We start from the raw sequence: 12,867 nt of genomic DNA on the forward strand, positions 1-12,867 counted from the left end.
CTCTCATCCGCAAGCGATTTTTGAAGAAATATGACAGCAGCCTTATTAGCCTTCCGCGCAACCGTAAATAACCAACCAAACGACCAGGCTACCTCGGCAACGCGCTCGCCCACATGCCCAAGCGCCCATGCCGAAGCGCACTTGCCATCGAACGATAAAAGCGGACGCAGAGCGTCTAGAATATAAGGTTCTCTGCACCCAACCACTCGTATCCCTATGCGCTCGCGAATCGCCAAACGCCTTCCCCCGGACGCCGACAAGCTCGTCGGCCTCTCCCTAGCGCTGTTCGCGTCAGGCAGCCGCATCGAAGACCGCTTCTGGGAAGCGCGACTCGACGCGCTCCTCGCCAAGATCGTGCGCAACGGCAATCAGACCACCCTGGACGCCGCACTCGATCACCTCCAGCAAAATCACCCCGACGCTTACGGCGCCCTCGCCGACATGGCCGAGACGCACAGCGAGTCGTTCACGGCCGACATCGATGGCGTGCCGCACGAGGCGCTGCTTATCGCGGCGCCTGTCCTCGCGTGGACGCGCTATGCGATTCCGTCGGGAACGCTGAAGGGCGACGTGATTGACGCGCTGCGCACCCAGATGCAGGCGCACGTGCTCGCGGCAGGCGCGCGAGTGGCGGTCGCACCCTATCTGTACAGCATCGACCAGTTGCCCCGCCATCACGTCGACACCGCGCGCCTCGCGCAGCAGCTGATGCAAACTGCGCTCGTCGGCGCGGCAACGCGGCTGAATCTCTCGGATTTGCCCGAAACGTCGCCCATTCTCGCCGACCCGCGTTTTCTGCTCGCCGTCGCGGTCGTGCCGGCCGGGGCGCCGCTCTTTCGCTGGCAGGAAGATGAAAACGGCAACCGCATCGAACGCGGCCAGTGCCTCGAGCAATGGGCGGCGCAAGGCGGCGCGAGCTTCGCCGCGATCCTGCCGGGCTGCGAATTCGAATGCCTTCTGCCGGACGCCTACTACTCCGCCTGCCGCGACGCCGACGAGCAGGTCCGCCCCCACACCGTGCGCACGGCGGTGCGCTACCTGTTCGACACCCTCGGCGCCGCGCCGCAGGAACTGCGCGCGGTGATCGCCGGCTTCGGCGAACGGCGCATCGACGAGTACCGCGTCGGCTTTACGCGCCGCGGCAGCAATGACGTGATCTACGGGGTCGTCTGGCCGCTTTACGGGCGCGAAAACGGCGAAATCGGCATGGAAGAGGAAGCGGTCGACCTCGAAGGCGCCGACGGGCCGGTCGAGGAAATCGTCGCGCTGCTCAAGAAAACGGGCGTGACCGACGTGCGCCGCCATGCCGGACGCTTCGAGCCGGAATACTGCGATGACTGCGGCGTGCCGCTCTACGCGGACCCGCTCGGCGAGATCGTCCATGCCGAAATGCCGGAGGACGCCGAGCCGGCGCAGCCGCACTTCCACTAAACGTCACTCGCGGCGCGCAGCGCCCGCCTGCCGTACCGAGCCCCACCATCGAGCGGGGCTTTTTGCATTTATGCCTACGTCTTCCGGTCAGGGCGCCAAAACGGGCGGATTTTGTCACTATCGAATCCACGACGCACGCCCGTCGCCAGCCCGGCCTCCCGTTTGAGAGCGGAGCCGCGCGGACCCAAGAACGCACATAGAGGCAGCCATGAAATTCACAATAATCAACTCCGATGCAGAACGGCGCGAGGGGCTCAAGACGCTCCTGCGCCACATCGACCGCCACGCGCATTTCAACGAGGCCAAGGACTGGCGGCAGGCGCGCCATGCCGTTGACCGGCTGGACCCGGACCTGATCGTGATCGACTGGCAGGACACGATGCGCGCCGCCGACCTGGGCGAGCTGCTCAAGCCGTATCCGGGGTTGCCGGCGGCGGCCGTCGTCGACGATGCGGCCCCCGCGCGCGTGCGCCGGCTCCTGGAGGCGGGCGCGCTCGGCGTGGTGCCGAGAACGCTCGACCCGCAGTTGCTCGTGCGTGCGCTCGAGATGGTCCTGCTCGGCGGCCATTACGTGCCGGCGGAGGCGCTCGATTCCGAGCTCGTGCGCGAATTCGCGCCGCGCCGCTATCCCGACGCGGCGAAGCCGCTGCCGAGCACGCGGCGCTTCGCCACGCTCTCCCCGCGTCAGCAGCAGATCATGCGCTGCGTGCACATGGGCAACACCAACAAGGTGATCGCCAAAACCCTCGGCATCAGCGAGGGCACGGTCAAAATCCATCTGGCGAGCATCTTTCAGCAACTTGGGGCGGTGAATCGTGCCGCCGCAGTCGCGATTTACAACGGCTGGCAGAACAATTGCCTCGAAGTGCTGCGGCGTGAAAGCGATGCGTCGGCTCGCCCCGCGCTGGGCGAGCCCGGGCCTGTGCCGCTGCGGGCGTCGAATGGGAAGTACCCTGCGCAGGCGGAACACGACGCGCTCGCGTTGCCGCTCGCCGCCGAGCCTGCCAGAGGCTTCGGGCAATAGGCGCGCGCGATGTACCGCAGGCAGGCGAGCTGCTGCGTGGACGCACACGTTTTACGTGCAGCGAGTAATATGCAGTTCATGGGGTTCTTCTACACACCGCTTCCGCTTTGGCTTGCAGTCGGTGGCTGGATCGTCACCGCGGGCCTGCTCGCGCTCGCGTTCATGCACGGACCCTTTCGCCGCCTCCAGGACGCCACGCTCCAGCACGTGTGGCTCGGCATCATCGTCGCGGTAACCGTTTTGTGGGCGTGCAACGCCTGGTTCGACGACGGGCCGGTCATCCATCTGCTCGGCGCGACGCTGATGGTCACGCTCTTCGACTGGCAGCTCGCGCTGATCGGAATGGCGGCCACGACCGGGCTGGCGGCAGTCGTGCTCGATGCGCCGTGGCTCGGCGTATCGATTACTTATCTGCTGTTCGGCGCGTTGCCGGTCGGCGTCTCGGCGCTGCTGCAGCGCGCAAGCAACGCGTGGCTGCCGCGCAATCTCTTCACGTTCATCATCGGCCACGGCTTCATCGTATCGGCTGTCGCCGTGGCAGCTGCGTGCGGCGCGACCGTGCTGATGGAGATGGCGCTCGTGGGCAAGCCGATCCCGATTCCGCCCGCATTCATGCTCGGCTCGCTCCTGCTTGCAGCAGGCGAGGCGCTCTTCACGGGGCTGCTCACCATCCTCATCTCGGTCTACAAACCCGCCTGGATCACGACCTACGACGTAAGGCGCTACCGTCTCGATCGCGGGCCGCGCGTCTGATTCCATCCGCCTTCACGCATCGGCGTCCGGCCGCGAGCGACGGCTCGCCGCGGAAATTGCGATAAGATGGAACTCCTTCCCCTCGCCCGGCATCTTACGTGCCTGTGTCCTCTTAGCGTCGAACTTGATGGAAAGTAATTACGCACCGCGCCGACTGCTTCGGCTCGTCGGCCGGTTGGCGGTATGCGCATCGCTGGCATGCACCGTCACCGCTTTTGCCGACACGCTCGACGAACGCAACGAACTCGTCCACCACTTCGTCACCGATTTCAAGGCCAACCCGCTCATCGCCGACTGCGCGGCGCATGGCAGCTTCGTCGCGAGCACGTCGACGGCATTCGATCATGTGGAGTTTCCCGCCACCTCGTTCGATTCGTCGCATTCCTCGCTCATCCCGTGGAACGATTCCTTCGATGATCGCAAGCAGCGCATCAAGGTCGACAACGTCGTGACGGTGGAAGGCCTCGGCATGAACAAGGACGGCGACCGCGATCCCGCGACGCTCAAGTTCCGCTGCGGCTACGTCGGCAGCCAGATGCTCGCGTTCGGCTGGAACGACCCCGTGCCGCCGTCGAAAGCCCGCGCGGAGCCGCGCAGCACGACGCGAAGCACGAAGGGCAAACACGCGGCGAAGGGCAAGTCGTCGGCGTCGAAGTCGTCCAAGACAACAACCAGCAAATCGAAGACGAAGTCCAGCAGCGCGAAGACGTCGACGGCCAAGACACAGTGACCCTGCCGCCACCGGCGGCTGCGGCAAAAAAAACGAAGGGCGTGATTACCGAGCCGTGATCACGCCCTTCGCTTATCCACGCGGGCAAGGACAGGTCGCAGGTCAGAACGCCTGCACGTGCCACAGGATCGCCTGCAGCATCGCCGCGCCGAGCGCCGCGCTGCGCTCGCCGCTCCAGCCGACGCGCTCGTCGGGCAGGTTGTCGTTGTCCTTGAACGGCATCTCGAGCGTGAGCGACAGGCAGCCGAATTCGTTGCCGACGTATTTCGACGCGAGCTTGAGCGCATCCGTCTGGTATTTGCTCGACTCGTAGCCGTGCACGTCCTGGAAATCCGGGCTCGCCAGCTTGAAGGATTCGATGAACGCCGCCTGCTCCTTCGCCTGCGTTTCGGTAAAGCCCGGCAGCATCTCCGAGCCCGCGACGAACACATACGGAATCGCTTCGTCGCCGTGGATATCGAAGAAGAGATCGCAGCCGGTTGCATGAATCGCGTTGCGCACCGCGAACACCTCGGGGCTGCGCACGGCGTCCGGCTCCATCCACTCGCGATTCAGGTTGGCGCCCGCCGCGTTGGTGCGCAGGTTGCCGAGCACGCTGCCATCGGGATTCATGTTCGGCACGATATGGAACACGGCGTGATCGAAGAGCTTGCGCGCGACCGGATCGCCCGCCCAGTCGCCCCAGCCCGCGAGCCGCTTCGCCAGCCCTTCGACGAACCATTCCGCCATCGTCTCGCCCGGATGCTGGCGCGCGATGATCCAGATGTTCTTCCTGGGCGCGGCGGCGCCCGTCTCGTCGTCCTCGCCTGGCAGGCCCAGCGTGAGCAGCGACATCGGCCGGCCCTGCACCGTCCGGCCGATGTCGGTGAGCGCGGCGTGCGGCATCTGCTGGAGCGCGCCGAGAAACTCCGAGTGGCGCTCCTCGCTGTACGGCTCGAAATACGCGTAGTAGATGCGGTCGAACTCGGGCGTGTGGTCGATGGTCATCACGCGGCCGTCGTAAGTCGTCGGCACGCGGAACCAGTTGACGCGGTCGTAGCTCGCCGCCGCGCGGTACCCGCGCCAGCCTTCGGCGAACGCGCAATCGGCGGCGTTCTCGAAGGTCATCACGAGGCGTTCGCCGCGTGCGCCCGACACGCGGTAGTAGAACCACTGCGCGAACTCGGCGTGGCTGTCGGCCCGCACGCGCAGGCGGATGTCGGCGGGATTGTCCGCGGAAAGGACTTCGATCGCGCCGGCGTCGAAATTGCTCGTGATGGAGATGCTCATGATGTTTCCCTCGTTCGCTTCACTCGGCGACGCGCCGGCGAAACACATATGTCGTGTCGTTCGATGCCTTCTTGTCGAACCTGTACCCTTCGCTGTCGAAGCCCTGCAGCGCGAGCGGCTCGTCGATGCGATTCTCCACCACGTAGCGCGCCATCAGCCCGCGTGCGCGCTTCGCGTGAAAGCTGATGATCTTGTAGCGGCCGCCCTTCCAGTCCTCGAACACCGGTGAGATCACGGGAGCCTCGAGCAGCTTCGGCTTCACCGACTTGAAGTATTCCTCCGACGCGCAATTGACCAGCACGCGCGCGCCGCGCTGCTTCTTCAACTGAGCGTTGAGCGCCGCCGTGATGCGTTCGCCCCAGAACGAGTAGAGGTCGCGCCCGCGCGCATTCGCGAATTTCGTGCCCATCTCCAGCCGGTACGGCTGCAGCAGGTCGAGCGGCCTCAACAGGCCGTAAAGGCCCGACAGCACGCGCACGTGATTCTGCGCGTAGTCGAGGTCGCCCGCCGAGAGCGTCTTCGCCGCGAAACCCTCGTACACGTCGCCGTTGAATGCGAGCATCGCCTGCTTCGCGTTGTCGGTGTCAAAGCGCGTCGACCAGTCGGCGTAGCGCTGGAAGTTCAGTTGCGCGAGCGGGTCGGAGATGCGCATCATGCTGCCGATCTGCTGCGGCGAAAGCCTTCTCAGGCCGTCGATCAGTTCGGCTGCGTCGTCGATGAATTCGGGGAGCGTGTGCTTCTTGACGTGCGGCGGGGTCTCGTAGTCGAGCGATTTGGCGGGCGAAAGAACGATTATCATGGAGGCTCGCCGGCACGCCGCCGGCGACAAAGGACATAAAGCCCCGATTGTATCGAATGGAAAATTCCCCTGCGCTGCCGGCGCTTCACGTGGTGCTGGATTCGAACGTGTGGATCGACATCCTCGTGTTCGACGACCCCGCCACGCGGCCGATCCGCGCCGCGCTCGAAGCGCGCACGCTCAAGGCGCTGATCGACGCGCGCTGCCTGAACGAGCTCACACGCGTGCTCGACTACCCGCAGTTCGTGCGCATGGCCGTCGACAAGGCCGCGGCCCTCGCGACACTCGCGCGACTGTCGCAACTGGTCGCGCCCGAGCCGCCAGAAGACGCCGACGAGCGGCCGCTGCCCAAATGCCGCGACCGCGACGACCAGAAATTCCTCGAACTCGCGCACGCGTCGAAGGCCGACTGGCTCGTCTCGAAGGACCGCGCGGTGCTCAAGCTCGCGCGCCGCACCGCACGCGACTTCGGCTTCCGGATCGCGCAGCCCGCGCCGTTCGTCGAGGTTTTCGAAGCCCGCGCGCTCGCGCAATCGAGTGCCGTTTAAAATGGAACGCGCACCGGACACCGCAACGGACTCATCCACGCCCTCATCATGAACGCCACGCACGAACTCCCGCAAACGCCCGCCGAACTGGGCTTCCCCTCGCGCCTGCCGAACGTCGGCACGACCATCTTCACCGTGATGAGCGCGCTCGCCGTGCAAAAGAACGCGGTCAACCTGGGTCAGGGTTTCCCCGATTTCGATTGCGATCCGCGCATCGTCGACGCGGTCGCGCAAGCCATGCGCGACGGCCACAACCAGTATCCGCCGATGGCGGGCGCCGCGCCCCTGCGCCAGGCGATCGCGGCAAAAATCGACACGCTCTACGGGCGCGAATACGACGCCGATCGCGAGATCACGGTCACGGCCGGCGCGACACAGGCGCTCCTGACCGCGATCCTCTGCTGCGTGCATCCCGGCGACGAGGTCATCGTGATCGAGCCGATGTACGACAGCTACGTGCCGTCCATCGAACTGGCGGGCGGCACGCCGGTATTCGTGTCGCTGGAGGCGCCCGACTACGCGCTGCCCTTCGACAAGATCGCCGCGGCGATCACGCCGAAGACGCGCCTCATCATGATCAACACGCCGCACAATCCGACGGGCCGTGTCTGGCGCGAAGCGGACATGCGCAAGCTGGAGGAGATCGTGCGCGGCACGAACGTGCTGATTCTCTCCGACGAAGTCTACGAGCACATGGTCTACGACGGCGCGCCGCACGAAAGCGTGTCGCGCTATCCGGAGCTCGCGAAGCGCAGCTTCGTGGTGTCGAGCTTCGGCAAGACGTTTCACGTGACCGGCTGGAAGGTCGGCTATTTAGCCGCGCCCACGGCGCTGACCGCCGAGTTCCGCAAGGTCCACCAGTTCAACGTGTTCACGGTGAACACGCCGATGCAGATCGGCCTCGCGCACTATCTGCAGGACCCGGCGCCGTACATGAACCTGCCCGCGTTCTACCAGAAGAAGCGCGACTTCTTCCGCGCCGGCCTCGCGAACAGCCGCTTCAAGATGCTTCCCTGCGACGGCACGTACTTCCAGACCGTCGACTATTCCGCCATCAGCGATCTGCCCGAGGCCGAATTCGCGCAGTGGCTCACGAGCGAGATCGGCGTGGCGGCCATTCCGGTCTCGGCGTTCTATCACGAGAGCCACGAATCGGGCGTCGTGCGCTTTTGCTTCGCGAAGAAGGAAGAGACGCTGCAACTCGCGCTCGACCGTCTCGCGAAGCTCTGACCGAAGGCGCGGGTGATGCGACACGCGATTGCGTCACCCGCGAGCCCGGCCGGACACCTGGCCCGACGATCACCCGCGCTGTTGCGCCTGCGCCTTCTGCTGCTCCATGTAGGCGAGCCGGTCGGCCGTGACCTTCTGCGCGGCGGACCGCTCGCCGACCATCCTGCCATGCGCCTTCCAGTCGATGCCGGCTTCGAGCAGGAAATCCCGCCCATACACCACCTTCGTCGCGAGCCCGACGAGCGGCAGGCTCACGAACGCGCAGACATCGGCGATACTGAAGGCCGTGCCGCCGACATACGGATCGAACTTCGCGATGCGTGCGAATCCCGCGATGTTGCGGTTCAGCATCTTTTCGGCGCGCGACTTCGTGTAGTCGGTCACCGTGCCGCCGAAAAAGGCCTGCTTGTACAGATCACGGGCAACGAGTTCGAGGTGCAGATCGATGAAGATCGCCAGTTCGCGCTCCTTCGCGGCCCGGTACGAATCGGGAGAAAAGATCGCCTTGTCCGGATAGGCGCCAGCAAGATATTCGACGATCGCCTGCGACTCGGCGAGCGGGCCCGCTTCGGTCTCGATGTACGGCACCTTGCCGAGCGGCGAGCGCGCGAGAGTCGCCGCGTCCTGGCTGAAATTCGTGCGCACTTCCTCGAACGCAATGCCGTGCTCGAGCAGGACGAACTTGACCTTGTTGAAATAGTTGGACAGCGGAAAACCGTACAGCTTGAGCATCGGACATCTCCTCAGTTGGAATCATTCATCGGTCTTCGTCATGAAGACGTGACATCATTCTAAAAACAGCACGTTCGTGCGAATCTAACAGAATCAGGAGTCGATCAACATCATGAGCCTTCGCGATTTGAAGATCGAGACAATCGGGATCGTCGGCAGCGGCGCGATGGGACGCGGCATCGCGCAGATCGCGGCGACGGGCGGCCTCACCGTGCGTCTCTTCGACACGAACCCGCAAGCAGTCGGCGCGGCCCGCGACTATCTCTCCGATACCCTGAACAAACTCGCCGCGAAAGGCAAGCTCCAGGAAGCCGACGCGCACGCGGCCCTCGCCCGCGTCCACGCGGCAGGCGATGTGAGCGAGCTGTCGGACTGCGACGTGGTGATCGAGGCGATCGTCGAAAAGCTCGATGTCAAGCGCGAACTCTTTCGCGAACTGGAGGCGGTGGTCGGCGGCGAATGCGTGCTCGCGTCGAACACGTCGTCGCTGTCCATCACCGCAATCGCCGCGGGCTGCGCGCGCCCGGAGCGCGTCGCGGGCTTTCACTTCTTCAACCCGGTGCCGCTGATGAAGGTGGTCGAGGTGATCGACGGCCTGCGCGGCGACCCGGCCGCCGGCGACGCTCTGATGGACCTCGCGCGCCGCATGGGCCACACGCCGGTGCGCGCGAAGGACATGCCGGGCTTCATCGTGAATCACGCGGGCCGCGGGATGAACACCGAGGGCCTGCGCATCGCGAGCGAGGGCGTCGCGAGCTTCGCGGACATCGACCGCATTCTGCGCGAGCAGGCGGGCTTCCGGCTCGGGCCGTTCGAGCTGCTCGACCTCACCGCGCTCGACGTGTCGCATCCGGTGATGGAGTCGATCTATCACCAGTTCTACGAGGAGCCGCGCTTCACGCCGTCGCCGATCACCGGCACGCGGCTCGCGGGCGGGCTGATCGGGCGCAAGGCCGGCGAGGGCTTCTACAAGTACGTGGACGGCAAGCAGCAGGTGCCCGGCGAAGCACCCGCGCCTTCGACGCTGCCGCGCCGCGTGTGGATCAGCCGCACGTCGCATGCGGCGCGCGAGCAGGTGCTGAAGGTGATCGCGAAGTCCGACGCCGCCGTGACCATCGACACCGGCAACACGCCGGCGCCCGATTCGCTCATCGTCGTGACGCCGCTCGGCCACGACGCGACCACGGCGGCCGTCGCGGAAAATCTCGACCCGGCGCGCGTCGTCGCGATCGACACGCTCTTTGCGCTCGACACGGTCGCGCGCCGCACGATCATGACGACGCCCGCGACCACGCGCGCCTCGCGCGACGCCGCCCATGCGCTCTTTGCCGCCGACGGCGTGCCCGTCACCGTGATCCGCGACTCGACGGGCTTCGTCGCACAGCGCGTGGTGGCGACCATCGTGAACATCGGCTGCGACATCGCGCAAAAGCAGATCGCGACGCCCGAGGACATCGATCTCGCCGTGACGCTCGGCCTCGGCTATCCGCACGGACCGCTCGCGCTCGGCGATACGCTCGGCGCGAAGACGATCCTCACGATCCTGCGCAATATCCACGACGTGCTCGGCGACCCGCGCTACCGGCCTTCACCCTGGCTCGCGCGGCGCGCGCAGCTCGGCCTTTCCCTCACTCACCGCGAGAATTAAGCAATGAGCGCCGAACTCTTGACCGACCGCCCCGCCGGCAGCGACACCACGCTCGTCCTGAAACTCTCGAACCCGGGCGCGAAAAACGCGCTGCATCCCGACATGTACGCCGCCGGCATCGAAGCGCTCAACACCGCCGAGCGCGACAGCTCGGTGCGCGCGATCGTGCTCACCGGCGCGGACAACTTCTTCTGCGCGGGCGGCAACCTGAACCGCCTGCTCGAAAACCGCGCGAAGGACCCGTCCGTGCAGGCGGACAGCATCGACCTGCTGGGCGAATGGATCGCGGCGTTCCGCTCGTCGACGAAGCCGGTGATCGCCGCCGTCGAAGGCGCGGCGGCCGGCGCGGGCTTTTCGCTCGCACTCGCGTGCGACCTGATCGTCGCCGCCGACGACGCGCGGTTCGTGATGTCGTACGCGCGCGTCGGCCTCACGCCAGACGGCGGCGGCTCGTGGTTCCTCACGCGCGCGCTGCCGCGCGCGCTCGCAAGCGAGATCCTGCTCGAAGCGAAGCCGATCGGCGCGGTGCGCCTGCACGACGTCGGCGTCGTGAACCGGCTGACGCGCCGCGGCACCGCGCTCGATTCGGCCATCGCGTGGGCCGACGATCTCGGCAGCATGTCGCCGAAAGCGCTCGCGCGGATCAAGTCGCTGATCACGTCCGCCGACGTCCAGCCGCTCGCCGCGCATCTCGATGCCGAACGCGACAGCTTCGTCGATGCGCTGCATCACGGCGACGCGCTGGAAGGCATCAGCGCGTTCCTCGAAAAACGCCAGCCGAACTACAAGTAAATGAGCCACTACGAACTGCCCAAGCGCCGCCGCATCTTCCTGATGCGCCATGGCGACGTCACCTATTTCGACGACAGCGGCCGCGCGATCGATCCCGAAAGCGTCCCGCTGAACGAGCGCGGCCGCGAGGAAGCGAGCGCCGCCGGCCGCGAGTTTGCCGCGCAGGGCGTGCACTTCGACCGCGTGATCGCGAGCGGCATGCCGCGCACGATCGAGACGGCACGGCGCGTGCTGGAGGAAACCGGCCAGTCGCCCGAGGTCGAAATCTGGCCGGAGTGGCAAGAGATCCGCGGCGGCCATCTGCGCGACCTATCCACCGGGGATATCGAACGCGCGTTTCTCTCCGTATTCGACGGCGTCGTGCCGGAGGACGTGCGCTTCCTGGGCGGCGAGACGATCGGGCAGTTGCTCGATCGCGTATTGCCGGGCGTCGCCCGGCTGCGCGCCGACGCGACGTGGGACACGGTGCTGCTCGTGCTGCACGGCGGCGTGAACCGCGCGCTGCTCTCGCACGCGATCACGGCGGGCGGGCGCGCGTTCTTCGGCCATCTGTCACAGGCAACCGGCTGCATCAATGCGCTCGACGTCGGCGACAAACCAGGCGACTGGGTGATCCACGCCGTCAACCATTCGCCGCCCTCGCCGCTTCACACGGGCGTGCGAAACACCACGATGGAACTGCTCTACGCGCAGTTCCTGCGCTACAAGGCGCATGACATGAAGTGACAGGCTCGCGTTTCGTGCGCGCACAGACACAGACAGCGTCGAGCACGGCGCGGCCGCGCACGAACCGTCAAATGGAGGCGATGATGGCAGCAGAAAACGACCAGCAGGACTATTCCGCATTCGAAGGCACGCGGCCCGTCAACGAACACCAGAGCTTTGACACCGATGCGCTCGCTTCGTGGCTCGCAACGCATGTCGAGGGCTTCGCGGGGCCGCTCACCGTCGAGCAGTTCGCGGGCGGCCAGTCGAATCCCACCTACAAGCTGATCACGCCCGGGCGCAGTTACGTGATGCGCTCAAAGCCGGGACCGTCGGCGAAACTGCTGCCGTCGGCGCACGCAATCGAGCGCGAGTATCGCGTGATGGATGCGCTGCGCACGACCGACGTGCCCGTCGCAAGGATGTTCGCGCTGTGCGAGGACGAAAGCGTGATCGGGCGCGCGTTCTACGTGATGGAGTTCATCGAGGGCCGCGTGCTGTGGGACCAGTCGCTGCCCGGCATGACGCCCGCCGAGCGCGGCGCCATCTACGACGAGATGAATCGCGTGATCGCGGCGCTGCATTCGGTGGATGCCGGCGCAATCGGCCTCGGCGACTACGGCAAGCCGGGCAACTACCTCGATCGGCAGATCGGGCGGTGGAGCAAGCAGTACGTGGCGTCCGAAACCGCGACGATCGAACCGATGAACCGCCTCATCGAATGGCTGCCGAAGCACATCCCGCGCGGCGCATCGCAGGCGAGCGAACGCGTGTCGGTCGTGCATGGCGACTACCGCCTCGACAACCTGATCTTCCACGCGAGCGAGCCGCGCGTGCTTGCCGTGCTCGACTGGGAACTGTCGACGCTCGGCGACCCGCTCGCCGACTTCGCCTATCACTGCATGGCGTGGCACGTCGACCCGACGCAGTTTCGCGGCATCGCGGGGCTCGACTGGGCGGCGCTCGGCATTCCCGACGAAGCGGCGTACGTCGCGCGCTATTGCGAGCGCACGGGCCTCACGATCGAAGGCGACTGGAACTTCTATCTCGCCTACAACATGTTTCGCATCGCCGCGATTCTGCAGGGGATCATGAAGCGCGTATCGGAGGGAACGGCATCGAGCGCGCAGGCGGTGGACGCGGGCCGCCGCGCGAAGCCGATGGCCGAACTCGCGTGGCGCTATGCGCAGAAAGTGCGCACCTGAT

13 protein-coding genes are annotated in these 12,867 nt (G+C 66.0%); 10 read left to right on the forward strand and 3 right to left on the reverse strand.

Translation table 11 applies throughout. The annotated features are described in order from the left end of the window. Nucleotides 1–216: 216 nt before the first annotated feature. The 4 genes from BG61_RS29370 (at nt 217) to BG61_RS29385 (ending at nt 3,938) form a co-directional block, all read left to right on the forward strand. Nucleotides 217–1,431 (forward strand): DUF2863 family protein, encoded by a 1,215-nt coding sequence (locus BG61_RS29370; RefSeq protein ID WP_035924672.1) that lies wholly within the window; start codon nt 217–219, stop codon nt 1,429–1,431. Between the two features lie 208 nt (nt 1,432–1,639). After that, on the forward strand, nt 1,640–2,455 hold the full coding sequence (locus BG61_RS29375) for a response regulator transcription factor (protein ID WP_035924669.1): 816 nt from the start codon (nt 1,640–1,642) through the stop codon (nt 2,453–2,455). A 78-nt stretch (nt 2,456–2,533) separates the two neighbouring features. Further along, a complete protein-coding gene (locus BG61_RS29380) occupies nt 2,534–3,208 on the forward strand; it encodes an energy-coupling factor ABC transporter permease (protein ID WP_035924692.1) in 675 nt (224 codons plus the stop codon). Nucleotides 3,209–3,335: 127 nt separating this feature from the next. After that, nucleotides 3,336–3,938, forward strand: coding sequence for a BspC domain-containing protein (locus BG61_RS29385; protein ID WP_035924667.1), 603 nt, complete (start codon nt 3,336–3,338; stop codon nt 3,936–3,938). A gap of 102 nt (nt 3,939–4,040) precedes the next feature. Here BG61_RS29385 and BG61_RS29390 read toward each other — a convergent pair whose 3' ends face one another. Together BG61_RS29390 and yaaA are read right to left on the reverse strand one after the other, a co-directional pair. After that, complete coding sequence (locus BG61_RS29390; RefSeq protein WP_035924690.1) at nt 4,041–5,207, reverse strand: M14 family metallopeptidase; 1,167 nt, start codon at nt 5,205–5,207, stop codon at nt 4,041–4,043. Between the two features lie 19 nt (nt 5,208–5,226). Beyond that, entirely contained in the window at nt 5,227–6,006 is a 780-nt protein-coding gene (gene yaaA / locus BG61_RS29395; protein ID WP_035924664.1) for a peroxide stress protein YaaA, read from the reverse strand. A gap of 56 nt (nt 6,007–6,062) precedes the next feature. Here yaaA and BG61_RS29400 point away from each other — a divergent pair, with 56 nt between their 5' ends. Beyond that, nucleotides 6,063–6,554, forward strand: a complete 492-nt coding sequence (locus BG61_RS29400; RefSeq protein ID WP_035924663.1) for a putative toxin-antitoxin system toxin component, PIN family — start codon at nt 6,063–6,065, stop codon at nt 6,552–6,554. Nucleotides 6,555–6,602: 48 nt separating this feature from the next. Beyond that, a complete protein-coding gene (locus tag BG61_RS29405; protein WP_035924660.1) occupies nt 6,603–7,784 on the forward strand; it encodes a pyridoxal phosphate-dependent aminotransferase in 1,182 nt (393 codons plus the stop codon). A gap of 69 nt (nt 7,785–7,853) precedes the next feature. Here the strand turns inward: BG61_RS29405 and BG61_RS29410 are convergent, their stop codons facing one another. Continuing rightward, the gene (locus tag BG61_RS29410; RefSeq protein ID WP_035924658.1) at nt 7,854–8,516 is read right to left on the reverse strand and encodes a glutathione S-transferase family protein; all 663 of its coding nucleotides are present in this window, start codon (nt 8,514–8,516) and stop codon (nt 7,854–7,856) included. Nucleotides 8,517–8,628: 112 nt separating this feature from the next. Here BG61_RS29410 and BG61_RS29415 point away from each other — a divergent pair, with 112 nt between their 5' ends. From BG61_RS29415 to BG61_RS29430, 4 genes are all read left to right on the forward strand, one after another. Continuing rightward, nucleotides 8,629–10,164: a 3-hydroxyacyl-CoA dehydrogenase gene (locus BG61_RS29415; RefSeq protein WP_035924655.1), complete on the forward strand. Its 1,536-nt coding sequence runs from the start codon at nt 8,629–8,631 to the stop codon at nt 10,162–10,164. Between the two features lie 3 nt (nt 10,165–10,167). Beyond that, nucleotides 10,168–10,956, forward strand: coding sequence for an oxepin-CoA hydrolase, alternative type (locus BG61_RS29420; RefSeq protein WP_035924652.1), 789 nt, complete (start codon nt 10,168–10,170; stop codon nt 10,954–10,956). Continuing rightward, on the forward strand, nt 10,957–11,682 hold the full coding sequence (locus BG61_RS29425) for a histidine phosphatase family protein (RefSeq protein WP_035924651.1): 726 nt from the start codon (nt 10,957–10,959) through the stop codon (nt 11,680–11,682). Nucleotides 11,683–11,762: 80 nt separating this feature from the next. Then, nucleotides 11,763–12,866 (forward strand): phosphotransferase, encoded by a 1,104-nt coding sequence (locus tag BG61_RS29430; RefSeq protein ID WP_370817948.1) that lies wholly within the window; start codon nt 11,763–11,765, stop codon nt 12,864–12,866. Nucleotide 12,867 lies beyond the last annotated feature (1 nt).

The organism is Caballeronia glathei (assembly GCF_000698595.1).
GTDB lineage: Bacteria > Pseudomonadota > Gammaproteobacteria > Burkholderiales > Burkholderiaceae > Caballeronia > Caballeronia glathei.